General features: G+C 34.5%; 26 protein-coding genes, 2 tRNA genes and 1 pseudogene. 25 read left to right on the top strand and 4 right to left on the bottom strand.

The genetic code is table 11. The features are described from left to right. Nucleotides 1-294, bottom strand: a 294-nt coding sequence (locus tag L866_RS0105160) for a transposase (RefSeq protein WP_025729811.1), incomplete at its 3' end; no start/stop codon positions are given. 240 nt (nt 295-534) lie between these two features. Between L866_RS0105160 and L866_RS0105155 the strand changes: the two genes are divergently transcribed. Beyond that, entirely contained in the window at nt 535-795 is a 261-nt protein-coding gene (locus tag L866_RS0105155; RefSeq protein WP_211236682.1) for a co-chaperone GroES, read from the top strand. Nucleotides 796-855: 60 nt separating this feature from the next. Beyond that, nucleotides 856-2,481 carry a chaperonin GroEL gene (gene groL / locus L866_RS0105150; RefSeq protein WP_025729807.1) on the top strand — a complete coding sequence of 542 codons (1,626 nt, stop codon included), beginning with the start codon at nt 856-858 and terminating at the stop codon, nt 2,479-2,481. Between the two features lie 85 nt (nt 2,482-2,566). On the opposite strand, the gene L866_RS0105145 is transcribed toward groL, so the two are convergent. Beyond that, entirely contained in the window at nt 2,567-3,940 is a 1,374-nt protein-coding gene (locus tag L866_RS0105145; RefSeq protein WP_025729805.1) for an AI-2E family transporter, read from the bottom strand. Between the two features lie 12 nt (nt 3,941-3,952). Then, on the bottom strand, nt 3,953-4,546 hold the full coding sequence (locus tag L866_RS0105140; protein WP_025729803.1) for an ECF transporter S component: 594 nt from the start codon (nt 4,544-4,546) through the stop codon (nt 3,953-3,955). 173 nt (nt 4,547-4,719) lie between these two features. Between L866_RS0105140 and yidD the strand changes: the two genes are divergently transcribed. The 23 genes and pseudogenes from yidD to L866_RS0105035 all read left to right on the top strand — a co-directional run bounded on the left by yidD (nt 4,720) and on the right by L866_RS0105035 (nt 25,790). Continuing rightward, complete coding sequence (yidD, locus tag L866_RS0105135; RefSeq protein ID WP_025729801.1) at nt 4,720-4,989, top strand: membrane protein insertion efficiency factor YidD; 270 nt, start codon at nt 4,720-4,722, stop codon at nt 4,987-4,989. 171 nt (nt 4,990-5,160) lie between these two features. Beyond that, nucleotides 5,161-6,141: an ABC transporter substrate-binding protein gene (locus tag L866_RS0105130; RefSeq protein ID WP_025729799.1), complete on the top strand. Its 981-nt coding sequence runs from the start codon at nt 5,161-5,163 to the stop codon at nt 6,139-6,141. Nucleotides 6,142-6,173: 32 nt separating this feature from the next. Then, a complete protein-coding gene (locus L866_RS0105125; RefSeq protein ID WP_025729797.1) occupies nt 6,174-6,917 on the top strand; it encodes an ABC transporter ATP-binding protein in 744 nt (247 codons plus the stop codon). Next, entirely contained in the window at nt 6,908-7,669 is a 762-nt protein-coding gene (locus L866_RS0105120; RefSeq protein ID WP_025729795.1) for an ABC transporter permease, read from the top strand. Before L866_RS0105125 ends, L866_RS0105120 begins: the two co-directional genes overlap by 10 nt. A gap of 107 nt (nt 7,670-7,776) precedes the next feature. Further along, nucleotides 7,777-7,857 (top strand) — tRNA-Tyr (locus L866_RS0105115). Between the two features lie 5 nt (nt 7,858-7,862). Next, nucleotides 7,863-7,934 (top strand) — tRNA-Gln (locus L866_RS0105110). Nucleotides 7,935-8,068: 134 nt separating this feature from the next. Beyond that, nucleotides 8,069-8,926, top strand: a complete 858-nt coding sequence (cdaA, locus tag L866_RS0105105) for a diadenylate cyclase CdaA (RefSeq protein WP_084030298.1) — start codon at nt 8,069-8,071, stop codon at nt 8,924-8,926. Further along, nucleotides 8,919-9,956 carry a CdaR family protein gene (locus tag L866_RS0105100; RefSeq protein ID WP_025729792.1) on the top strand — a complete coding sequence of 346 codons (1,038 nt, stop codon included), beginning with the start codon at nt 8,919-8,921 and terminating at the stop codon, nt 9,954-9,956. The genes cdaA and L866_RS0105100 overlap by 8 nt, the downstream gene beginning before the upstream one ends. 64 nt (nt 9,957-10,020) lie before the next feature. After that, nucleotides 10,021-11,364, top strand: coding sequence for a phosphoglucosamine mutase (gene glmM / locus L866_RS0105095; protein WP_025729790.1), 1,344 nt, complete (start codon nt 10,021-10,023; stop codon nt 11,362-11,364). A gap of 177 nt (nt 11,365-11,541) precedes the next feature. Continuing rightward, nucleotides 11,542-11,919, top strand: a complete 378-nt coding sequence (locus L866_RS0105090) for a GntR family transcriptional regulator (RefSeq protein ID WP_025729788.1) — start codon at nt 11,542-11,544, stop codon at nt 11,917-11,919. Further along, nucleotides 11,912-12,613, top strand: a complete 702-nt coding sequence (locus L866_RS0105085) for an ABC transporter ATP-binding protein (protein ID WP_025729786.1) — start codon at nt 11,912-11,914, stop codon at nt 12,611-12,613. Before L866_RS0105090 ends, L866_RS0105085 begins: the two co-directional genes overlap by 8 nt. Then, nucleotides 12,597-13,358, top strand: coding sequence for a hypothetical protein (locus L866_RS0105080; protein WP_025729784.1), 762 nt, complete (start codon nt 12,597-12,599; stop codon nt 13,356-13,358). Before L866_RS0105085 ends, L866_RS0105080 begins: the two co-directional genes overlap by 17 nt. 12 nt (nt 13,359-13,370) lie before the next feature. Next, nucleotides 13,371-14,516, top strand: coding sequence for a hypothetical protein (locus tag L866_RS0105075; protein WP_025729782.1), 1,146 nt, complete (start codon nt 13,371-13,373; stop codon nt 14,514-14,516). 87 nt (nt 14,517-14,603) lie between these two features. Beyond that, on the top strand, nt 14,604-15,002 hold the full coding sequence (locus tag L866_RS0105070) for a DUF1934 family protein (protein WP_025729780.1): 399 nt from the start codon (nt 14,604-14,606) through the stop codon (nt 15,000-15,002). 35 nt (nt 15,003-15,037) lie between these two features. Next, nucleotides 15,038-15,634 carry a DNA-directed RNA polymerase subunit delta gene (gene rpoE / locus L866_RS0105065; RefSeq protein WP_025729778.1) on the top strand — a complete coding sequence of 199 codons (597 nt, stop codon included), beginning with the start codon at nt 15,038-15,040 and terminating at the stop codon, nt 15,632-15,634. 209 nt (nt 15,635-15,843) lie between these two features. Then, the gene (locus L866_RS0105060) at nt 15,844-17,439 is read left to right on the top strand and encodes a CTP synthase (RefSeq protein WP_025729776.1); all 1,596 of its coding nucleotides are present in this window, start codon (nt 15,844-15,846) and stop codon (nt 17,437-17,439) included. Between the two features lie 118 nt (nt 17,440-17,557). Continuing rightward, nucleotides 17,558-18,415, top strand: a complete 858-nt coding sequence (gene fba / locus L866_RS0105055; protein ID WP_025729775.1) for a class II fructose-1,6-bisphosphate aldolase — start codon at nt 17,558-17,560, stop codon at nt 18,413-18,415. A gap of 1,635 nt (nt 18,416-20,050) precedes the next feature. Next, a complete protein-coding gene (locus L866_RS09865) occupies nt 20,051-20,185 on the top strand; it encodes a transposase (RefSeq protein WP_425387352.1) in 135 nt (44 codons plus the stop codon). Between the two features lie 456 nt (nt 20,186-20,641). Beyond that, nucleotides 20,642-21,349 carry a CPBP family intramembrane glutamic endopeptidase gene (locus L866_RS0105050; protein ID WP_025729772.1) on the top strand — a complete coding sequence of 236 codons (708 nt, stop codon included), beginning with the start codon at nt 20,642-20,644 and terminating at the stop codon, nt 21,347-21,349. Nucleotides 21,350-21,478: 129 nt separating this feature from the next. Further along, nucleotides 21,479-22,564: pseudogene (locus L866_RS09560) on the top strand (transposase). A gap of 253 nt (nt 22,565-22,817) precedes the next feature. Continuing rightward, nucleotides 22,818-24,092, top strand: a complete 1,275-nt coding sequence (locus L866_RS0105045) for a UDP-N-acetylglucosamine 1-carboxyvinyltransferase (protein WP_025729770.1) — start codon at nt 22,818-22,820, stop codon at nt 24,090-24,092. Further along, a complete protein-coding gene (gene rho / locus L866_RS0105040) occupies nt 24,082-25,392 on the top strand; it encodes a transcription termination factor Rho (protein ID WP_025729768.1) in 1,311 nt (436 codons plus the stop codon). The genes L866_RS0105045 and rho overlap by 11 nt, the downstream gene beginning before the upstream one ends. A 134-nt stretch (nt 25,393-25,526) precedes the next feature. Then, the gene (locus L866_RS0105035) at nt 25,527-25,790 is read left to right on the top strand and encodes a type B 50S ribosomal protein L31 (protein WP_025729766.1); all 264 of its coding nucleotides are present in this window, start codon (nt 25,527-25,529) and stop codon (nt 25,788-25,790) included. Between the two features lie 128 nt (nt 25,791-25,918). Here L866_RS0105035 and L866_RS09270 read toward each other — a convergent pair. Beyond that, a partial coding sequence (locus tag L866_RS09270; RefSeq protein ID WP_211236681.1) for a transposase occupies nt 25,919-26,166 on the bottom strand: 248 nt, incomplete at its 5' end.

The following is a 26,166-nucleotide window of genomic DNA, read 5'->3' as shown; positions in this document are numbered from 1 at the left end:
ACTATCTGATGGAATATTATATTTTGTAGCGAGCTCTAAATAAGAGGCTTCATTGCTCAAACATTCCTCAATAATTTTCTTTTTAAACTGCTCAGAATAATTGTTATTGCTACCTTTCGATATTAAAGCCGAAGGCCCATGTATTCTATACTTATTAAGGTACTTTCGAAAGTTTTTATTATTTAATTTTAAGCCATAATTTTCCTGTAGTTCTGCATAGGATATTCCACTGATTAAATAGAGATCAATAAAATACATTAACTCATTAGCTGAATAACGTTTATTTTTACGCATGAAAAACTCCCCCTAAAATAGTTTTACTTTTTCAAGTGTCTACTTTAGGGGGAGCATATCAAAGGGAGACTAGCTTCCTTTTCTTTTTTTATAAATGTTTAAGGGAGCATGAAATAAAAAATCAAATACTTGCATCGTTGGTCAAAATTAGTTAAGATAGAGTCAGTTAGCAGTCAAAAGTATTGAGTGCTAAACTTTAAATGATAAACGAAGTAAACAAATATCTTGGAGGCGATGAACGTGTTGAAACCGTTAAATAAGCGAGTAATCTTAAAAGAAATCGAAGAAAAAACAACTGAAAGTGGTTTTGTTTTACCAACTTCAGCACAAGAAAAATCAAATATGGCCGAAGTCATTGCGATTTCATCTGCCATTGAAGAACCTACTTTTAAAACAGGGGATAAAGTAATTTACGATAGTTACTTAACAACAAAAGTTAATTATGCAGGGCAAGACTATTTAGTAATTAAAGCAGAAGACATTATGGCAATCGTTGAATAATAACCAATAACATGTATGTTGAAAAATGATTGAACAACGAGCATAAAGGAGAAGATATAGATGGCGAAAGAAATTAGATTTTCAGAAGATGCACGTAGCAAAATGCTTAGAGGGGTCGACATGTTGGCTGATACAGTAAAAGTTACATTAGGACCTAAAGGACGTAACGTTGTTTTAGAGAAAGCATTTGGCTCACCATTAATTACAAACGATGGTGTAACGATTGCGAAAGAAATTGAATTAGCTGACCATTTTGAAAATATGGGAGCTAAATTAGTCAGTGAAGTAGCATCTAAAACAAATGATATTGCTGGTGATGGAACAACAACAGCGACGGTTTTAACACAAGCAATTGTACGTGAAGGATTAAAAAACGTTACAGCAGGTGCTAATCCAGTCGGCATTCGTCGTGGAATTGAACAAGCGACTCGTGTAGCAATCGATGCATTAAAAGAATTATCAAAAGATATTGATTCAAAAGAAGCTATCGCACAAGTTGCCGCAATTTCTTCAGGAAATAAAGAAATCGGTGAATTAATTGCTGAAGCAATGGAACGTGTTGGAAACGATGGCGTTATTACGATTGAAGAATCAAAAGGGATCGAAACAGACTTAGATGTCGTTGAAGGGATGCAATTTGATCGTGGGTACTTATCACAATATATGGTAACCGATAACGAAAAAATGACAGCAGATCTTGAAAATCCGTATATCTTAATTACAGATAAGAAAATTTCAAACATTCAAGATGTATTACCATTGTTAGAACAAATTTTACAACAAGGGCGTCCACTATTAATTATTGCAGACGATGTAGACGGTGAAGCTTTACCAACATTAGTTCTGAACAAATTACGTGGAACATTTAATGTTGTAGCAGTAAAAGCACCAGGATTTGGCGATCGTCGTAAAGCGATGTTAGAAGATATCGCCGTTCTAACTGGAGCAACAGTTATTACAGAAGATTTAGGATTTGAGTTAAAAGAAGCAACAATGGATCAATTAGGAACAGCTGGCCGTGTGACAGTGACAAAAGACAATACAACAATTGTTGAAGGTGCAGGTCATAAACAAGCAATCGCTGATCGTGTTGAGGGGTTACGCCGTCAAGTGAGCGAAACAACGTCTGAATTTGATTGTGAAAAATTACAAGAACGATTAGCTAAATTAGCTGGTGGAGTCGCTGTAGTTAAAGTGGGAGCAGCTACTGAAACAGAATTAAAAGAGAAAAAATTACGTATCGAAGATGCTTTAAACTCAACTCGTGCAGCGGTTGAAGAAGGAATTGTAGCCGGTGGGGGAACTGCCTTTATCGAAGTACAAAAATATGTAGAAGCACTAGAAGCTGAAGGCGATGAATTAACAGGAATTAAAATTGTCGCTCGTGCGTTAGAAGAACCATTACGTCAAATCGCAACAAACGCAGGAGAAGAAGGTTCAGTTATCGTTAACCATATTAAACAAGAAGAATCAGGCATTGGATACAATGCTGCTAATGGTGAATGGGTAGATATGGTAAAAGCTGGAATTGTTGATCCAACTAAAGTATCACGTTCTGCTTTACAAAACGCGGCAAGTGTTTCAGCGTTAATCTTAACCACTGAAGCAGTCGTTGCGGATATTCCAGAAGAACCAAGTGCCGGAGCAGGTATGCCAGGCATGGATCCATCAATGGGTATGATGTAAGACTAATCATTCAAAAAATACATAATAAAAGAGCGTTCAACGATTTGGTTGGACGCTCTTTTTGATGGAAGAATCACTTCTTGAATTACTTAATTAATTCTTCCGCTTCAATTTCTTCTTCAACATTATTATATTGTTGCCAAATTTGTTCTTCTTTCGATGGACGATCTTGAGGATCGAGGATAAAGGTATGCTTTAATTTCATTAAGAACGGTTCTTTAATTGTTTCAGTGACATCTGCTGCCATATTTTCCCAATCTAGGAAACGATTGTCATTATCACCATAATAATAATTGTAGCGATATCTAAAGGCTCTAAATAAACCAATTGATACAACTTTTAAAATAGAGAATAAAGGCACGCCTAATATCATACCTGTTAATCCCATTAAATTCCCCATAATTGAAATGACTAAAATAACAGTGACTGGATGCATCTGTAATTTTTTACCCATAACATTTGGTGAAATTAAATTACCTTCTAATACTTGAACCACAATCCAAACGATGATCATTTTTAAAAGCATGGTTTGAGAGGTGAATCCTGCAATTAAAACAGCAGGTACGCAGGCAATAAATGGACCAACGTAAGGAATGACACTTGTAATACCAGCTAAAGCCGCTAAAGCTAAGCCATAATCTAAGCCGATAATTAAATAGCCAATGAATAGGAGAACAGCGATACAGAAAGCAACAATTAATTGCCCTTGAATATACGCGCCCACTTGTTGATTCATGGACTGTAATGCATTCATTAATGATTGATGGCTATTTTTAGGAAATAGCGTTAAGAAACTATTGCGTAATGTTCGTGTATCTTTTAATAAAAAGAAAAAGATAATCGGTGCCGTTACTAGTGCGATACTCACAGAAGATACTTGTGAAAAGATAACGGATGTATTCGCAATTACTGTATTAGTGCTTTGCATTAATTTTTCAGGTAATTGATCTAAATTATTTTGTAACCATGAACTGATTTTTGCTACACCTTCTTGGAAAATAGAATCATCAGCAGCGTGTTTCGACCAATCAATTAAATTATTAAATGTTTGAGGCAAAGTAAATAAAAATTGTTGAACCTGAGTAATAATTAAAGGAATGAGAAAAGCTAATGTGCCAGCAAATACGCTTAAAATGATTAATAAAGCTAAGCTAGCTCCCCATACACGTTTTAATCCTTTACGTTCTAAATAATTAACAAGTGGTACAAATAAATAATAAAGAATAACTGCGAGTAAAATAGGTAAAGTGACTGTTTTAAAAATAATTTGTAGTGGATAAAAAACAAATGGAATTTGATTAAAAATAAAAATAACCAGGCCGATTAGTAATAAAGTAACTAAAGTAAACAATGTATTACGACCACCTAATAGTTGAATGTATCGAGTGGATAATTGCTTATCGATAGGTAGCGAATCGGTTGAGTCCTTTAATTTCGAATGGTTTGGTTGGTTTTGCATTGAATTCTCCTTTTAATGATGTGTTCTAAATTTTGATGTTTTCAAGTAAATCGTAACGACTGTTGGGACGATAATAGCTGCAGCAATGACTTCAGGCACACCATTTGTTAAAACAACAGCACCTAATAATTTATAAATTTGACTAACGTCCACACTTTTTAAAGTAGCGTATTGTTCGCCCTTAATTAAAGCGATTAATCCTAATACACCGGCTGTATTGACAATGGTGCCAACAATAGCACCTGCAGAAGCGGCTAATTTGAAATCATTTTTTTCTCTTAATGCATCAAATACCAGGCGTGCAGCGATTGGAATAAGCGCTCTAGGAACAACTGCAATAATAAAGTTCTGGAAAATTAAAATATCAAATGGTGAAGTAGGCGCAATATAAGCACGACTTGCGCTTAATAATCCCCACGCAATCCCAACGATAATATGATACGGCCGGTCAATAATTAAGGCCCCAATAATGACAGTAATATGAATAATCGTTAAATTTAATGGGGGAATTGGAATATATCCTAGAAATGGAACGAATGTTTGGAAAATTAAAATCCCAATAAAAATAGCGGTTAAAGTGAGTTGATAAGTGCTGATTTTTTTCATAGTGCTTTTTCCCTCCTAATTGAATAAAAAGCCTTCTAATTGGTTTTAAAAGACTTAATCAGTATAATAAAAAGTAACTAAAGATAGTATACACTTTTTTTCTTTAAATGCGACAAAAACATGTTGGTTCAATTAAATGCAATGAGTAAGAGAAATAAGAAAGAGGTAATCAGTTGAAAACATTATTAAAAGCAATTGTTCGATTTTACCAGCGCGCTATTTCGCCCGGATTACCACCGAGTTGTCGATATAGTCCAACTTGTTCTAATTATATGTTACAAGCGTTAGAAAAACATGGAGCCATCAAAGGGTTTATTATGGGAATTGGCCGTATTTTAAGGTGTCATCCGTTTATTCAAGGAGGAATGGATCCTGTTCCAGACCATTTCACTTTACGCAAAAATCCTGCCTATCGCCATCATAATCATTCTCATGATAAATAGAGAAACAAATAATTTGTAGATAATCTCAGAGTAAAGTGAAAAATATGGAATGCGCTAATCTTATTAGTTGCAAGATCATAAATTATAGTATAAAGTTTTTTTATAGATGTTTAGCATGCGCTAAATAGTGAACAAAATCACAATCTGTGCAAATAAAAGGAGGAAAACACATTGACAACATTATCAAAGAAAATTACAAGTGCTTTAGCATTAATGGCTGGCGCTATTTTAGTTGGTTGTACACCAACTGAAGAAGCCGTTAACAAAACAGATAATAAAGAGTCTGAACCAAAAACGCAATTAGAATTAACTTTTGGGACCATGCCAGCAACTGAAGCAATTCCAGTTTACATTGCGGAAGAACAAGGTTTCTTTAAAGAAGAAGGTTTGGATATTACAGTTGAATCATTCAAAGCACCAACTGATCGTGAAGCAGCCATTTCAAGCGGTAGTTTAGATGGAACAATTACGGACTTAATTGCTTTTAGCAACTACCGTAAGAATGGTTTAGATTGGAAATTAACAAGTGAAGCAGTGGGTTACTTCAGTATTGTATCAAACAACGACGAAGTAAAAACACTTGAAGATTTGTCAGGTAAATCAATTGCTTACATTCAAAGACAAGCTCCTCATTATTTCTTAGATGAAGCGATGCAAACAATTGGCAAAACATCAGAAGATACAGTTAACGAAGCAATTCCTCAAATTCCAGTTCGCTTAGAATCAACAGCGAATAAACAAGTTGATGCAACAATTTTACCTGAACCATTCCGTTCAATGGCATTACAAAAAGGAATGCACGAAATCGTACGTAGTGACAAGTTAGATATTCATCCAACTGGATTTGCGTTTACAACAGATGCTTTAGAAAACAAAAAAGAAGCTGTATTAGCATTCTATCGTGCATATAATCGTGCGGTTGATTACATGGAAGCTCATGATTTAGATGAATATTACAGTGTATTAGAAGAAAAAATTGGCTTTAGTCCAGCTATTAAAGATACATTCGAATTACCAAAATATACACATGCGAAACCAATCAATGTAGATCAATTTGAATTAGCTATGAAATGGGCAAAAGCACAAGGTCTTTATACAGAAGAATGGGATCAAAAAGACTTTATAAATAACATCGTCACAGACGTGAAATAATCGTTAGATCATTTTAGAATAGTGGGATGAATATGTTAGTTATTAAAAATTTAACAGCATGGCATGGGAAACGAGAAGTCATTCATGACTTCTCGTTAACTGTAGCTAATGAAGAATGTGTCGTTATCGTCGGGCCAAGTGGATCAGGCAAGTCGACTTTATTAAACTGTTTGAATGGGTTACATCAACATCAAACGGGACAAGTTGATTTAAACGGGCAAGCGATTGACCCTAAAACGCAAACCATTAGTTGGGTGCCGCAAGATGGCGGGTTGTTACCCTTTAAAACGGTTCGTGACAATATATTAATCGGCTTGAAAATCAAAAAACATTTACATGATAGTGTGGAACAAGAAGTCAATGAATTAATGAGACGTTTAGCGATTGAAGCATATGCTCATAAATATCCGAGTGAGCTAAGTGGGGGCGAACAACAACGCGCTGCTTTAGCACGAAGTTTTATTTTAAAACCGGATTTATTATTGATGGATGAACCATTCTCTGCTTTAGATACATTAACGCGAGAACGATGCCAACAATTATTTTTTGAATTGTGGCAAGACCAAACGTTTGCAACAATTTTAATTACGCATGATATTGAAGAAGCATTACTTTTAGGACATCGCATTTTAATTCTAGGTAAGAATCAAGGTGAAGTGATTCAAATTATCGATAATCCGTTACGGACATTAAACTATGACGAACGCCGTAATAGCTTAACATTTTTTGAATTAATGAAAGATTTAAGAAAGGTGTTGAAACAAGCATGGAACTAATAAAAAAAAGCCAAAAACTTTTCCAAGTTTTTATCGTATGGTTTATTTTACATTTGATTTGGTGGCTGACCAGCACATTGTATCAAAATACAGTTATTCCATCGCCGATTGCGGTTTATCGTCATTTTCCACAACTTATTAGTGGAAAGTTGGGGTGGCATTTATATTTTAGTGCAACCCGACTATTTTGGGGGATTTTAATTTCGGGTACAATTGCATTAATTGTTGGTGGATTAATGGGAACTTTCGACCAGTTGAATGCTTGGATTAATCCCGTTATTTATAGTTTATATCCTTTGCCTAAAATTGCTTTACTACCAATTGTGATGCTAGTATTTGGTTTGAGAGAACAGTCAAAAATTACGATGATTGTGTTGATTTTAGTGTTTCAAATGATTATTACCGTCCGTGATCAATTGTTAACAACTCCTAAATCTATTTATCATGTACTTCGTGTGTTAGGTGCACCGAAATGGCGTTTGTTAAAAGAAGTAACGTTACCTTTAGCTATTCGTGCATTAATTAGTGCAACGCGTGTTGCCTTAGGGACAGCGATGGCCGTCTTATTCTTTACTGAAATTTATGGAACGCGTTATGGTATGGGATATTTTATTATTAATTCATGGTATCAACTGGATTATATTGATATGTATGCGGGTATTTTAGTGTTGAGTGCAGCAACTTTCTTTGTTTTTATTTTGTTAGAAGCACTTGAAAAATACTTGAATCGTTGGCAAACCAATTATCATTAGTGATATATCAGATCATAGGAAATAATATAAAATTAAAAAATAATTAGAATTCAAAAAAAGACTTGTTTTTTGTTGCAGACCTGTGTATATTAATGGAGTACGATTCAGGAGGGGTAGCGAAGTGGCTAAACGCGGCGGACTGTAAATCCGCTCCTTCGGGTTCGGCAGTTCGAATCTGCCCCCCTCCATTGATTGGGCTATAGCCAAGCGGTAAGGCAACGGACTTTGACTCCGTCACTCGTTGGTTCGAATCCAGCTAGCCCAGTACTAACCGACTCTAGTAGTCGGTTTTTTTTTATCTAAAATATGCAAGAATACAACGTTTCTCTACATGGATACATGCATGACCGGCAATCCATGTTATAATATGTGATAAGTAGTATTTAAAGGATAGAAGGGATGTTATTAATGTTTGAGTGGACGAATTTTTTATCGTGGCAAACGCTTATACAGTGTATCGATATAGCTGTCGTTTGGTTCTTAATATATAAATTGCTTCAAATTATACGTGGAACGCGTGCGGTTCATTTAGTTCAAGGGTTAATCGTTGTTTTGGCGATTAAAGTGTTTGCTTATATGATTGGATTAAATACATTAGATTATATTATTAATATGATTATTCAATGGGGAATTATTGGGTTAATTGTTGTGTTCCAACCAGAGATTCGTCGTGGACTAGAACATATCGGTCGTTCAACTTTTTGGACGAGACAAATTCATCGCAATAATCCAAGTAAACAATTAATTTCTGAGATTATTAAAGCAACTGCCTATATGGCGAAACGTCGAATTGGTGCGCTAATTTCGATTGAAATTGAAAATTCTTTGCAAGAGTATGTCAATACAGGAATCCCATTAGATGCAGATATATCAAATCAATTGTTAATTAATATTTTTATTCCAAATACTCCATTGCATGATGGAGCTGTTATTATACAAGGATATAAAATTTCAACAGCAGCAAGTTACTTACCGCTTTCAGAAAGCCCGTTGATTCCGAAAGAATTAGGGACACGACACCGTGCCGCAATTGGTTTAAGTGAAGTAAGTGATGCTTTAACTATTATTGTTTCTGAAGAGACGGGAGCAGTAAGTATTACACATCATAATCGATTATTTAGAGATTTAAACGAAGAACGTTTAGAGTCCATTTTAGAAGATGTGTTAGTACATGAAGATGAGAAAAAAGATTCAAGTATGAAGTCCATTCGCGAACTGTTTGAATACTTTAAGGCAGGAGGCGACAAGAATGAGTAAATGGTTGAATAATCGTTTTGTAACTGCGGGAATTTCTTTATTATTAACGATTTTATTATTTTCGTATGTACAATCTATTAATTTATCCAATCGACAAAGTCAGTCAATTAGTATACAAGCAGAGCAAACAGTAGATAAAATACCTGTTTCTGCTAAAATTTCAGAAAATGATTTTGTAGTTTCAGGTCTTCCAACAGAAGTTTCTGTGTCGTTACAAGGACCAAGTAGTGCGGTTCGAATAGCCTCGTCTAATCGGAACTTCAAGGTAGTAACACCTAATTTAGACGAGTTAGGCGTAGGGACGCATGAAATTACTTTGACCACTGAAGGATTACCAGCAGAATTAAGTGGGATTGTTGTGCCTAGAAAAGTGACAATTCAAATTGAACGTCTTATTACACGTGAATATCCAATTGAAATCGTAAATGAAGATGGTGTAGGTATTCAAAATAATGTTGAGTTTAGAGAAAAGACAGCTAAAGTGCGTGGTTCAGAAAGTACAATTCAAGCCATTCAATCTATTCGTGGAGTCTTTAAAATGAGTCGTCAATCGCCGGCGAGTCAACAAGTGGAATTAAATGCATTTGACCGCGAAGGGCAAACGCTATCTGTCAATATTGAACCACAATCGATTAATGTTATTCGTAAAGAAGATACATTCTTAGAAAAAACTGTACCAATCATTATTAATTCAACGAATGAACAAGAAGGGTTTGCTTATTCTTATATAGCTGAACCAGCCGAAATTCAAATTTCAGGCGACAAAAAAGTACTATCAAACATTTATGAAGTATCGGTACAAATTGATGTAGCGACTGTAAAAGATAACGAAACAGTTTATGCACGATTACATTTACCATCAGGCGTATTCGCTGATGTATATGACAAGGTGGAAGTGAAAGTGCGTAAAAAGAAAATAAGTGGGAACACCTCAGAAACAGAGTCTGATTCGGAAGACAATCAAAATGTTAAACCGAACGAGACAAACGAAGAAAAAGTTGAAAAAGAAAAAGACGAATCATTAAATTAGATGAATCGATTGAATAGGAACTATTCTATTTCTAATAAGAGTGGAATATAAAGGAGAGAAAAAGATGGGAAAATATTTTGGAACAGATGGAGTGCGCGGTGTCGCAAATAGTGAGTTGACACCTGAATTAGCATTTAAGTTAGGTCGATATGGTGGATATGTACTCATTCAAGAAGCGGAAACATCTCACCCACGTGTTTTAGTTGCGAGAGACACACGAATTTCAGGACAATTATTAGAGTATGCATTAATTTCAGGCTTACTATCTGTTGGTATCGAAGTCATGCAATTGGGTGTTATTCCAACGCCAGGCGTAGCGTATTTAACTCGTGTTCAAGGCGCGGCAGCGGGTGTTATGATTTCGGCTTCGCATAATCCAGCGCAAGACAATGGCATTAAATTCTTTGGATCAGATGGATTTAAGCTATCAGATGAAACAGAAGCTAAAATTGAAGCATTATTAGATCAAGAAATCGATGAATTACCCCGACCTGCAACTGAAGGATTAGGTCGTGTAGAAGAATATTTAGAAGGCTCACACAAGTATGAGCAATTTCTAAAAAATTCAATTCCAACCGACTTAGCTGGTTTAAATGTCTGTTTAGACGGTGCGAATGGAGCGACTGCTTCGTTATTAACCCGTTTGTTTGCAGATTTAAATACAGAATTCGAATTAATGGGTCATCAACCGGATGGATTAAATATTAATCATGGAGTAGGATCGACACATCCAGAAAAATTAGCCGAATTAGTAGTTGAGAGCGGTGCAGATGTTGGATTAAGTTTTGATGGCGATGGCGACCGTTGTATAGCAGTCGATGAACGCGGTAATATCATTGACGGCGATCGGATGATGTTAATTTGTGCGCAACATTTATTAGAAAAAGGACGATTAAATCAAGATACGGTCGTAACGACAGTGATGAGTAACTTAGGAATGTTTAAGGCGGCTGATCAATTAGGATTAACGCTTGAAAAAACAAAAGTAGGCGACCGCTATGTTGTTGAGAAAATGCGCGAAGGTGGTTACAATTTAGGCGGCGAGCAAAGTGGCCATATCGTCTTTTTAGATTTTAATACGACGGGCGATGGATTATTAACAGGTATTCAACTGTTAAATGTAATGAAAGAAACGGGTAAGCCATTGTCTGAATTAGCGCAAATAATGGAAACTTTCCCACAAGTTTTAATCAATGTACCTGTTAAAGATAAACACCATGTGATGGATATTCCAGCTGTTGCACAAGCTATTCATGAAGCTGAAGAGATGATGAATGGAGAAGGACGTATTTTAGTTCGTCCAAGTGGGACAGAGCCACTTGTGCGTGTCATGGTTGAAGCTAAAACGCAAGAAGCGTGTGAAAAGTATGCTAATCATATCGTGCAAGTAATCGAACAAGAAGGATAATAGACGAATAGAAGAGTTAGTCCGATTAAGGATTAACTCTTTTTTTGTGCTTCAGATTGACATCATTCAATAATTGATCTATACTCTAAGTGTACTAGTTGAATAATACAAAAGTACAGATTTAAAAATAGTCGCAAATCACACAAGTATTTAATAGGTTTGATGGGAGGTGTAGTCATGAAATTTAATCATCGAATTCCTATTTATCAACAAGGGGTCGATTATGTTAAATCGAAAATTATTAGTGGTGAGTGGCAAGCAGGTACAGATTTACCAAGTCGTCGTGATTTTGCTAAGCAATTAGGAATTAATCCTAATACTGCACAACGTATATATAGTGCATTAGAAGAAGAAGGATTGATAGAAACGGGGCGGAATACAACTAGCTCTGTGACAAGCGACAATGAACGATTACGAGTACTTCGTCAATCCATGACGGATGAAATCTTAAACGATTTAATAACAAGACTTAAGCAAATGGGATTCACGAATGAAAGTGTCGTTGAAACTCTTGAACAATTAATTCACTCACTTAAGGAGGGTAAGCATGCTTGAAGTAAAAAATTTGACCGTTAAGTTCGGTAAAAAAGTTGTCATAGAAGATATTAGTTTTGAATTAAGGCCTAATGAAGTAACTATCATCGTCGGTTTGAATGGAACAGGGAAATCAACCTTACTTAAAGCGATTATGAATTTGATTCCACACCAAAAGGGAGAAGTATTGGTGGATGGTCAACCATTTACGTTTGAATCATACGAAAATGTAGGATTTGTTAGTGATCACTTGGCATTATTGCCGCATCTAACTATCAAAGAGTCATTAGAACTTATGGAAACGTTCTATGACAGTTATAATAGTGCACGAGCAGAACAACTCTTAACGTTCTTCCGACTAAACCCTGAAGAACGTGTTCGGACTTTATCAAAAGGAAACCAAGCAAAATTGAATTTACTATTAAGTTTAGTTCTAGATACGTCGTATATCTTACTTGATGAACCTTTCGCTGGGATTGATGTATTCAGTCGGGAAGAATTACTAAATGTATTTACAACTGACATTATGGAAAATAAAAGTGTATTAATGGCAACACATGATATACACGAAATTGAAAACTTAGCCGATCGAATTATTATGCTAAAAAATGGGCATATTATTAATGATATCAACTTGGAAGAGTGGCGTGAAGAAAAAGGCCAAAATGTAATGGACTTGATGCAGGAGGTGTATGAACGTGAGATTTTTATATAAATTGATTATTTTAGAATGGGAGCGCGCGAAGTTATTTATACTAGGAGTCATTGCTTTTATTACGATGAGTCTAGTGGTTATTTGGGGGAATGAATGGAAGAATGCTTCACTAGGAATCTGGACCAATTTTTCTAGCGAGATGTTATTCTTTGGACTACAGCTCATACTGATTTTCTTAATTATTTTAATGAGTGCGTGGACTTGGCTACGTGAGTGGCAGATGCGTAGTCACTTTATCGATCGTTTAATGCTTATTCCAGTAAAAAGGTTTTATCTATTTTTAGCGAAATGGGTCTTTCAATTAGGAGTTATCTCATTGTTTGTTAGTGTGCAACACCTTTTGGGAATAGCATATTATTTAATGTTAAAATTATTCTTTCCGATTTTATCGAATAACGTTTATTTTTCACCAAGTCGTATTTTAAATAGTTCAGAGATATTTTTTCAATTAATATTGCCAACTAATCCATTCTCGTTTGCACAGTACATTCTATTCATGAGCGGGGTCGTTTTAACCATTATGAATAGTGTCATCATTTATCGAAGCCTCTACTCAGGGTACCGTATTTGGGGAATAGTAGCGAGCATATGTTTTTTGATTGGCGTGCCGTTCCTCCTGTTTTTAAGCGTGGTTTACATTATTGGAGAGTATAATGCCACAGCATTTTTTGTATTAGAAATATTGGGCAATGCTTTGTTGTTATTAGCTGGTTATCGATTAACGCAACGTCATTTGTCAGTATAAGGAGGGGAAAACATGAAGAATAATAAGACACCATTGATCCTATTAATAGTCATTGTTTTGACTTTGACGGGGACATTTTTCATCGTGAATCATGATATGAATCAATTGCCTGAGTTTAAAGTTGATACAAAAGTTGATAAATATAATATTAAAGATAATTTAGTAATTGATATAATGTTGAATAGTGAAAATGGTAACATGCCATCTTGGGAATACGCTTATGTCAACAAAGGGAAGACCATTTATCCAAGTTATGTGGGCGATTATTTTCCAAGAATTCAAAGCAAAAATTATCCAAAACCTTTCTTAAAAGCAATTGAAAAGAAAGGGCATAAATTGTTGAAAGTGAGTCACTTTGTCAATGAAACACCTAACTTATTAAGTTTTATGTATGTTGATTGGAAAGAAAATCCTAAGTTAGTTGTTATGAAATATGATTTAGATCATCAAAAGATGTTCGATCAAACAATTGATTTACCAAGCGATTCAATTAAGCCGTTTGATAAAAATTTCACCTTTGAAATTATAACGGCATATGAGACGCCAACTAAAATATTTTTTATGATACCAGAATTGTCGGACTATAAAGTCATTGAAACAAATAAAGAAAAAAATCATTTAAAAGTAAGTGATATATACTCACTTGGAATTGCGGGGGCTCAAACTGTTGTGAGTGAAGCAGGCTGGATGACATTTGATAATGAAGATGCCAAATTACTGATTAGAGAGGCAAGAGAAGGACAGAAAGATAACATCTTTACGATTAACCTGTCTACTCAAGAAAAGAGCCAAGCGTATAATATTGAAAATGAAGATATTTCACTTCATCAAATGGGGTCAAAATTTTTAACTATTGATTATCAAAAAAATGAAATAAAAACATACACTATGGATAACATCGGTGCAATCGCTGGAGAAGAAGCAAAATCAATTGATACAATGAAATTACAAAATGATGATACTCATTCATTTAGTGTATTCACAAGAGACAACACATTGAACTTAGTGGAAAATACAGGAGCAAATCAAAAGACATATAAAAAATTAGATTTAATGACAAAAGAAGTTGTTTTAGAATATTCATTAACGAATCTAAAGCCACATAATGTTCTAACTCAATGGAATATGTCAAATGATAATATATTCAATTTAAAATAAACAGAAAAATCGGTCATGAATTGTTTGGTGTTTCTTTAATTTTATGCTTTAATTAAAATAAGACTATTATTGAAGGAAGCGTGACAAATGATTGTTGGAACTTTAAAGCAAACGTTTCATACGAAGCAAGGCACATTGAGTGACAAACAAATAATTGAAACACCAGCAACTCTTGTTGAGAAACAAGGCGTATTCTATATAACTTACCATGATAAGGAAAATAATGAGCGTTCAATTTATCGAATTGACTCACCTCAATTGCAACACATTCGTTATAGTGAGCCCGTTACTAAAAACACCTTTATCTTAAATAAAGAAACAAGATGGAACCGCAATGGACTCATGTTTGATGTAAAGACGAAGCAGTTACTAGTTGAACGAAACGCCAATGAAATACACGCAACAGTAGAATATGCTGTATATCATGCGACTCAATTAGTCAATCAAGGAAAAGTGGAGTTGCAATTTATTCCTGAGATAAGGTAAACTACTATAGTGAATAGACCGAAAGGACGTTGAATATGAAGCTAGAAAAATTAGACCAATATGCAAAAAACGAACTATCAATGATTGAAGTCGCTCATGCTATTTTAAATGAACGTACTAATGTAATTGATTTCTCCGAATTATTAACATTAGTCGGAGAATATTTAGAGATGAGTGATGATCAATTAAAAGCCGAAATGACTCGTTTCTATACTGATTTAAATATCGACGGATCATTTATTTCTTTAGGAGATAATCGTTGGGGGTTACGTGCTTGGTATGCCATTGACGCCATTGACGAAGAAATCGTATCATCAATCGATGATGACGAATTACGTCTTCATCGCAAAAAGGCAAAGAAATTTAACGCATTTAATGATGATGAGGACGCCATTGACTATTCAGATGACGATGAAGAAATTGAAGAAGATGAAGTAATCGAAGAAGATGAAATCATAGAAGTTGAAGCAGACGAAGATGACGATGAAGAAGATGACGAAACTGCAGAATTGAAAGCGTACAAATCAGACTTAAGCGAAATTGGTGCAGATGAAGATAATGAAGACCCTGAAGTCGATCATTTGACAATTATTGATGAAGCAGACTTGGATGATGATTTAGAAGAATTTTAAAGGTAGGACATTAAATGGTTTAATATTTAACTAATCATATATTTCAGACTTGACCTGTACAAAGAAGCCGTGTAGTATATTGATTGGGCTCCCAATTATATGGGAGAAGTCAAGTTACCCTCAATCTTAGGATTGGGGGTTTTTCTTTTTTAAGTTGACTAACCTGAGTAGCTACCAATTATTGCTAGTTAAAGAAAGGAAGAAAAACTATGACCAAATATATTTTTGTAACAGGTGGAGTTGTTTCATCAATTGGAAAAGGAATCGTTGCAGCTTCACTCGGACGTTTATTAAAAAATCGTGGTTTAAATGTAACCATCCAGAAATTCGATCCTTATATTAACGTGGATCCAGGGACAATGAGCCCTTATCAACACGGAGAAGTGTTTGTAACAGATGATGGTACGGAAACGGACTTGGATTTAGGACATTATGAGCGTTTTATAGATATTAAGTTAAATAAATTTTCAAATGTGACGACTGGAAAAATATATTCAGAAGTGATTCGTAAAGAACGCCGCGGGGATTACTTAGGGGCGACTGTACAAGTCATTCCACATATTACTAACGCCCTAAAAGAAAAAATTATGCGTGCAGGTGAAACAACAGAAGCAGATATCGTCATTACTGAAGTTGGCGGGACAGTTGGAGACATCGAGTCTTTACCATTTATTGAAGCCTTACGCCAAATGCGTTCAGAAGTTGGACCAAATAATGTTTGCTACATCCATACAACATTAATTCCCTACTTAAAAGCAGCGGCTGAGATGAAAACGAAGCCAACACAACATAGTGTAAAAGAATTACGTAGCTTAGGCATACAACCGAACTTATTAGTTGTAAGAACAGAACAACCTTTAACGACAGATATACGCAAAAAACTAGCGTTATTCTGTGATGTACCAACAGAAGCAGTCATTGAATCACGCGATGTTGAAACATTATACACTATTCCATTAGTTTTAAAAGAACAAGGAATGGATGAATATGTATGTCGCCATTTTGGTTACACTGATTTGCCAGAAGCGGATATGACCATGTGGATGGACTTAGAACAACGTGTTCAACGTCTAAAAAAACGTATAAAAATTGCGATTGTTGGTAAATATGTTGAATTACCTGATGCGTATATATCAATTGTAGAATCACTAAATCACGCGGGCTATACATATGATACAGCGGTTGAGGTTGAATGGATTAAGGCACAACAGGTGACTAAAGAAAATGTTCATGATTTATTAAAAGAAGCGGATGGTATTTTAGTTCCAGGTGGGTTTGGCAACCGTGGTGTAGAAGGTAAAATTAACGCGATTGAATATGCTCGAACTAAAAACATTCCATTCTTAGGCATTTGTTTAGGGATGCAATTGGCTTGTGTTGAATTTGCACGTAATGTGGTCGGTATTACAGATGCTATATCAGGAGAAGAAAATCCACATGCTGACCATAAAGTGATTGATTTAATGACGGATCAAGTCAATGTGGATGAGTTAGGTGGCACGTTGCGTCTTGGACTATACCCATGTTATTTAGCGGAGGGTTCACTTGCCCATCAATTATATGAACAAGATTTAATTAATGAGCGCCACCGTCACCGTTATGAATTTAATAATGAATACCGTGAAATGTTAGCGCAAAAAGGACTAGTATTCTCAGGATTATCACCAGATAAACGTTTAGTGGAAATTATTGAACTACCAAATCATCCATACTTTATTGCGAGTCAGTTCCATCCAGAATTTTTATCACGTCCAAACCGTCCACACCCATTATTTAGCGGTTTAGTTAAAGCAGCATTAAAATAAAACGCTTAATTATCAATGGTTTTCAGAAAATATATAAAAACAATAACAATTGATGTTTTTTTTTGGTATAATAAATATGTCTTAACGAAGGTAAAACAAATTCAAGGAGGACGATTACATGAGTCGTTTAGTTTCAATGACAGAAATGTTAAATAAAGCAAAAGAAAAGCATTATGCAGTTGGTCAATTCAACATTAACAACTTAGAATGGACACAAGCAGTATTAACAGCAGCACAAGAAGCAAAATCACCAATTATTTTAGGTGTATCAGAAGGTGCAGCTAAATATATGGGTGGCCCAGAAGTGGTTTCAGCAATGGTTAATGCATTGTTAGAAAACATGGACATTACAGTTCCTGTAGCACTTCATTTGGATCATGGTTCAAGCTTTGATTCATGTAAACGTGCCATTGATGCAGGTTACTCTTCAGTAATGATTGACAACTCACATTTCCCAATTGATGAAAATATTGAAATGACTAAAAAAGTTGTTGAATACGCTCACTCAAAAGGTGCTTCAGTTGAAGCTGAAGTTGGAACTGTTGGTGGAGAAGAAGACGGCGTTGTTGGTGGAATTCAATATGCTGACTTAGAAGAATGTAAACGTATGGTTAAAGAAGCTGGTATTGATGCATTAGCAGCAGCTTTAGGTTCAGTTCATGGTACTTACGATGGCGAACCAGTTTTAGGCTTCGATGAAATGTTAGCTATTTCAGAAGCGACTAACGCACCATTAGTATTACACGGTGGATCAGGTATTCCTGAATACCAAATTAAAAAAGCTATTGAGCGTGGTCACGCAAAAATTAACGTGAACACAGAATTACAACAAATGTGGACAAAAGCAGTTCGCGAAAAATTAGCAACTGACGACAAAGTTTACGATCCACGTAAAGTAATTACACCAGGTAAAGAAGCGATTATTGAAACAACTAAAGCAACAATGGCAATCTTTGGCTCTGCGAAACAAGCTTAATCGCGCTTTTTTAATGAAAATCAAATAGTACTTTATCAAATAGGATTGATGAGTAGGTGAGGTAACCGAACAGTTACCTTACCACTTTTTTTTACAAATTAAAAGGTAAAAGAAGCGAATAAACGATTGAATCAATTTGATATAAGATAAGTGCTAAGAAGTAACAAATTTGGATGAGTGATTTGGTGTGTATAAACGTTTTCTCAATAAAACTCTATTTTTAAAGTGTGAATGATTACGGTATCCATAAGCATTTTACTTAAGCGCCTTAATTTTTGTTGTTTAATTCTTCAAACAGTCCATTAGTTAATTTAGGATATGTGAAGGTATTCATCACACGAATTCGTGTACGATTTAATTCGCATTTCAAAGCTCAAATCAGATGGAATTTGTCAAGAATCATCTATATTCTTGATGATTTTTTAATTCAATCGATGTAAGGACGGTGTGCATCAATGGTAATCGTTTGAATGATTGACGAGATTCAAACGGAAACTGTCCGAAATAGTTCATTAATAATGCCTGTTTCCATTTAAAAAAATATCGATTAATTGGTGAGTTTTAGCATCACAGTAGATAAAGCTCATGGCTTCTTCAATGTTTCAATCACTGTTGATTCATTGAAACATAGATGAGGAGGCAATGTGTTTAACGATTTGAATGGAGGGTGTGCACTACTTGGCCTGGTACGCTACGAACGGATACATAAATCAATTGAGGCCATAAATATCTAATAGTATATGTGTCAATTAGTTGCCAGTATTATTGCTTAACTGTTTATGAGTATAACAATATTTTTGTTTCTTTTAGTAAAAATAAATAAGAGGTTTACTAATTGTTGCTATTTTGATACAAAATGCATAATCGCTGTTTTGACACTTAATAATCAGCCTTTCACGGTAAAATTGATGTTTAGTGTTTTTTATCATTGGATAAAGTTTGTATAATAGCGTAAAAGATAAAAAGTCATATAAAACTTTTTATTTGCATTGCTTTTAACCACAAAAACATATCTAGGAGAAGTTTACATGGTCCAAGTTAAATTCTATACTGAATCAATGAAGCGATTCAAAGTATTGTTGAATATCCAATAAAATATGATTGTTTAAAAATATTTTAATCATTCCAAGTGGGATGCGCTCTAATTAAACGATCATAGAACACATGATGGCGCATTTTTATCGATGGTATTTGCACGTTATCAACGAAATGAAAAGCGTTGCTTACTTCTATGGTCAAAATGTATGTTTAGGGTATTTCAACTCACAAGGTTTTAAAAATAGTTAAAGAAATCTGTGGGGAATTTGTATCAAAATATTTTTATTTGAGTTTAACTGAATAGATACCCCACAAAGGTCAACGAATGGTAGAATCGTTCTAACACAGGTTTGAATTATCCTGACCTAATGACCAATGTACTTTGCACAAAAGTATGAAACGATTATCGAGTAATTCCTAGAAGCCGCCATATTACAATTGGGATTACAACAGACGGCAATTGAGAAATCGTTGGTTTTATGATTTAAAATAAATAAAGTGATGACATTTGGGTTACCTTCTTTGAATACCTTAAGGAACATGATACAGAAAAGACGGAACTTGTCATTATGATGCCCGTAAAGATTTGATTTTGTCATTCCTCAGTCATTTACCAACGCAAATTGGCAAAGATGCCACGTTCATTTCTTAAGAACTATCTTTACGATAATATCCAAGAAACACTCAAAATCTTTTCGTGAAGCAGTAAAAGCTATCTTCATACGATATTAGCTTACCACGACACATTAAAATAGCCCGATTGCTGACTGTATCAATCAAACTAATATACTAAAGCTTGCTTGGCCTTAGCAAATGTTTCGAAGATTATGGTCATTGGTAATGGTCATAGTCGATTGGAAACCATCTATCTTATTGAACGATTGAACTAGGAATTGCGCCAAAGTTAAAAGATGATTCGTATCTTTCCTAACCGTACATTTTCCAATCGGGTTATTGGGCTGTTCTAATAGTATCTTATGATAAGTGATTGAATTATACGATAAATTGTATTAACCTTGAACAGTAAAAAAATATTAAAATCTTATATACTATCTTTATACAAGATTTTGGACTGTTTTTTCTAGAATAGTTTAAAATATATTATAGCATTACAAATCAAAAAATCAAAAAATTATTTGATAGAAGAAAGTTATTGAGTATAAAGGCTATCGAAAAGAGGGATATAATGTGTATCAAATTGTTGATAATTATAATATGAAAAATTTCATAAAAGATACAAAGGAATTTATAAGAATTGACCAACAAAAAATACAGCCTATTAGCGACAAAAAATACGTTATTCTATTAATTCAAAGTATTATTTTAGTTTTATTGTTATTTACCATACAGTTAATGGTGACTTTAAGCATAGATTCTGACAAACATATATTATTTTTGCTTGCGTTATTTTTTGTTTTCATTGAGTTTATTTTAATTAAAAATTGGAAGATAAAGCTCTTTAACCTAAAAATTTTTACTTTTAAACAAATTCATTTGATTACATATATGTATTTAGTTATTGCTTTCATCGATCCAATATTAGAAAAAATTAATGAAAATATAAGTTGCAATAAAGAAATTACAGAACAAATATTTGAGAATTATCCGCTGTATATAAATTTGTTTGTTAGCGCATTAGTACCAGCTATAGTGGAAGAAATGATGTTTAGAGGTTTTTTATTGAAAGGGATTTTTCGAAATAGATATGTTTCTGGACTTTTTATTACTTCGGTAATCTTTTCCTTGGCGCATAATCCAATAAATTTAGTTGAATTTATTATTTATGGCTATTCAGGTATTATTTTGGGATGGGTGTATTTAAAGACTGATAGACTTGAGGCATCTATTTTATTACACTTCATAAATAATGGAATAGTGGTTTTGTTAAATATATAATCAGAAATATAATAATTGATATTAATAACTTTCATCTTAAAAATATGTTAAATAACGATAAAGTCCATGTAACAACCCTTTTATGGTGCAATATTTGTAACTACTAAAAAATGCCTAGGAGATTTTTCCATGACCAAAATACATTTTATACTTAATAGTATTGAGACTCAAAGTCATATTGAACGTTAAGTAAAAGACAGTGTCTCTAAAAATATTTTGACTACTGTATTCAATCAGTTGATGGAAAATCAGCGAACGAAATACATTCAAACTGAAGATTATGAATAATCTGAAAAGCGATAAAACCAATGAAATGAATACTACGAGCGTGATTTTACGACTTGGACAGAAACGCTTGAATTACGTGTACATAGAACTCGTGGCCGTGAGTTTTATTGACAGTGTTTGAACGGAACGTTATGAGAGAAATGAAAGAAAGGCGCTTGCTTACTTGCTTATTGGAAAAATATGTTTTGAGTCTGCCTGAGTAGTTATTCCCGATGGTCAACGAATGATAGAACTGCTCACTCATAGGCGTGGATTATTTTTATTCAGTGACTGATAGGCTATTTATAAAGATCAGAGAGAATCATTGAGTGATTTTTAAAAATTGTAATATAGTGATTGATATTATAAAAAGGTAATCGAAAGGTCATTGTTATTTTGGTTTAAAATGAAGAAAATAACGACGCTTAATCTACCTTCTTTAATTATCTTAAGAAATATGATGTACAAGGAACGGAGCTAATCAATCTGATACCCGTAAAGTACGGTTGTTGTCATCCGTTAGTAGTTTATCAACACATGTTGGTAAAAGTACCATGTTTATTTCTTAATGAATATCTTTCCGTCAACTTCTGAGAAACACTCAAAACCTTTTTGTGAATCAGCGAAAGCTATCTTCAAAATTATAGATATCACCTCAGTATGAGACGTAAAAAAATGACTGATTCCTGACTATATCAATTAGCCAAAAGAAAAAAGCTTGTGAGACCTTGAAACGTAATCTAGAAGTCAGTATACAGTCATTAGTAATCGGCACAATTGATTGAAAAGAATCCATCTTACTGAACGTTTGAACCAAGAAGTGCGCTGAAAAAAAGATGATTTGTATCTTTTCTAACCGTACATCAGTTAAATGAGTGATTGAACAGTTCTAATAGAGTTCATGATAAATACTTGATTTTTACGAGAAAACATATTAAGTTTGAATAGTAAAAACCATTAAAATATCGTATACTATTTTATACAAAATTTTGAAAGTAACAAAAATTAATAATAAATATTTGATATGGTAAATTTAACTGAGTAATAAATTAATATAATTAAGTATATTGGTCGATAAAAAGTACAAGCAAGAGATTATCTTTATGAAATAGAATAAGGAAATAGTGTGGTTAATAATAAATATTTATACGATACTTCTAAACGGGTTGAGATATTATGTAATAATTTTAAGGAGAAGAATATGCGTAAATTTGTGATTAATGGTGGCCGTAAATTAAAAGGTGAAGTTACTGTCAGTGGGGCAAAAAATAGTACCGTTGCGCTAATACCAGCAGCTATTTTAGCAGATGGGCCTGTTATCTTAGAAGGTGTTCCAGATATTGAAGATGTTCATGCATTAATAGAAATTTTAGGTGATTTTAACGTATCGACTGCATTTAATAACGGAACTTTAGTAATTGATCCAGTAGGAATGAAATCCATTCCGATGACAACTGGAAGAATCAAAAGTATGCGTGCCTCTTATTACTTTATGGGGGCTTTATTGTGTAAATTTGGAGAAGGTGTCATTGGGATGCCGGGTGGATGTTTCTTAGGGCCACGTCCAATTGATCAGCACATTAAAGCGTTCGAAGCGTTAGGTGCGATTGTAAAAAATGAACAAGGAGCAATTTCCCTGAAATCTAGTGAAAATGGTTTACAAGGAACTCGAATCTATATGGATTTAGTTTCAATTGGTGCAACAATTAATGCGATTTTATCCAGTGTTAAAGCACCAGGTAAAACAATTATTGAAAATGCTGCACGTGAACCGGAAATTATTGACGTTGTTACATTGTTAAATAAAATGGGTGCCAAAATTCGTGGAGCCGGTACGAATGTGATCCGAATTGAAGGAGTCCAAGAATTACACGGGTGTACACATATGATTATTCCTGATCGAATTGAAGCGGGAACTTATATTTCATTAGCTGCCGCAGTAGGAGAAGGAATTTTAATAAAAAATGTAATATATGAACACATTGAAGGCTTAATCTCAAAAATGACGGAGATGGGTGTACGCATGGATATCGATGAGGACTCAATCTTTGTTTGGCCGAGCGAACAGTTGAAAATGGTTAGTGTGAAGACACAACCTTATCCAGGATTTGCTACAGACTTACAACAACCGTTAACACCGTTATTGCTTAAAGCACAAGGTTCAGGAACGATTATAGATACAATTTATCCTAAACGTGTGAACCATATTCCAGAACTTGTTCGAATGGGCGCAAAAGCTAAAGTAGAAGAAGATACCATCTTAATTGATGGACCGAATGAATTACAAGGGGCTGAAGTAGCTGCAAGTGATTTACGTGCAGGAGCTGCTTTGATTATTGCGGGATTAATGGCTAGTGGGACAACCGTTGTTTCTAATATTGAACACATTTTAAGAGGTTATGCGCAAATTGTTGATAAATTAACAGCATTAGGCGCAGATATCCGTATGATTGAGGATGAAAGCAATGAAAACTAATAAATTAGATGATAATAAGGAAAAAGCACCAAATTTAACGTTAAAGGATCTCGAACAAATGACGTTAAAGGAAATTTATAACTTTGCACGCGAGTTTAAAATTCCTTATTACAGTAAAATGACTAAGAAAGAACTGTCTTTAGCCGTTGTTCGTGCACAAGAAGAAGAGCAAGGTTTCTTTCAAGTGGAAGGTGTTTTGGACATCATGCACGATGAAAGTTTCGGCTTCTTAAGACCGATTAACTATTCATCGAGTCCAGAAGATATTTACATTTCGAATTCTCAAATTCGACGATTTGAATTACGTAACGGCGATCGTGTCATTGGAATTGCTCGTCCGCCTAAAACAAATGAGCGCTACAATGGTTTAATGAAAGTAATGAAAGTGAATAACCGTGATCCTGAAAAAGCTAAAAATCGTGATCATTTCCCCGCTTTAACACCGATTTATCCGAACCAATTTATGAAGTTAGAAACGAAAACGAATCAATTAGCACCACGTATTATTGACTTAGTTGCACCGATTGGCTTTGGACAACGAGCAATGATTGTTGCACCGCCGAAAGCAGGTAAAACAACCGTCTTAAAACAAATTGCACAAGGTATTCGTGAAAATCATCCAGATGCGGAATTAATTATTTTATTAATTGATGAACGACCAGAAGAAGTAACGGATATCGAACGGAGTGTTGACGCAGACGTTGTTTCAAGTACATTTGACCAACCAACAGAGCATCATGTAAAAGTGGCTGAACTTGTCTTAGAACGGGCGATGCGTCTTGTAGAAGATGAACGTGACGTAATTATATTAATGGATAGTTTAACGCGTTTAACACGCGCTTATAATTTGATTACACCGCCAAGTGGACGAACGTTATCTGGTGGGATTGATCCAGCTGCGTTCTATTATCCAAAACGCTTTTTTGGAGCAGCGCGTAATATTGAAGAAGGTGGGAGCTTAACGATATTAGCGACTGCTTTAGTTGAAACAGGAAGTCGCATGGATGATGTAATCTTTGAAGAGTTCAAAGGGACGGGAAATGCAGAAATTCAACTATCAAGAGAAATGGCACAGAAACGCATCTTCCCAGCTCTTGATGTCCGTCAATCAAGCACGCGTCGAGAAGACTTACTTCTTACAAAAGATGCCGAACGTGTGATGTGGAATGTCCGCAACAAATTCACCAATAATCATATTGAAGAAAGCGAACGCTTTATACGTACCGTTAAAAAATATGAGACGAATGAAGAGTTTTTAAAACAAATGCTTTCAATCATTGAATCAAAGACAAAAAAATAAAAAATATCGGAAAATAAGTCTCAAAAGTATTGCAAAATCAGTCTAGCTTTGCTAATATTAACCGTGTTGATTAATTTTATTATTATGTAAATCTCTAGTTTAGCAAATAGACTAGGGCAAAGGAGAGAATACAAATGAAAGAAAATATCCATCCAGAATATCATCCAGTAGTGTTTATGGACTCAACGACAGGATTTAAATTCTTGTCAGGTTCAACAAAATTATCAAAAGAAACAGTTGAATGGGAAGATGGCAATACATATCCATTAATACGTGTCGAAATTTCATCTGATTCACATCCGTTCTATACAGGACGTCAAAAATTCACACAAGCAGACGGGCGTGTGGATCGTTTCAACAAAAAATACGGTCTTAGAGACCAAAACACAGAAGAATAATATAATACGGCTCTTTGTCAAATAGGGTTGATGGCGAGGTGAGGTAACCGTGTGGTTACTTCGCCTCTTTTTTTAGATCAAAAGATAAAATAAGCAAATGATGGGATCGATTGTATTCAAAATCAGTGTTAAGAAGTAGCGATTCTGGACGAGTGATTTGGCGCATATAAACGCATCATTAATAAAATTCTATTTTTAAAGTGTGAATAATTACGGTAGCCATAAGCATTTCGCTTAAGTACCTTAATTTTGTTGTTTAATCCTTTAATCGGCCCATTAGTTAATTGAGGATAAATGAAGGTATTTTGAATATACGTGTTATAGTGTTTAAATGTTCTTAAAACGGTCTTTAATGATTTGGGAAGGGGCAATGTTA

It is taken from the genome of Atopobacter phocae ATCC BAA-285, from assembly GCF_000526675.1.
GTDB lineage: Bacteria > Bacillota > Bacilli > Lactobacillales > Aerococcaceae > Atopobacter > Atopobacter phocae.
The sequence above is the reverse complement of the archived record's forward strand: the minus strand, read 5'-3'. Positions and strand labels throughout refer to the sequence as shown.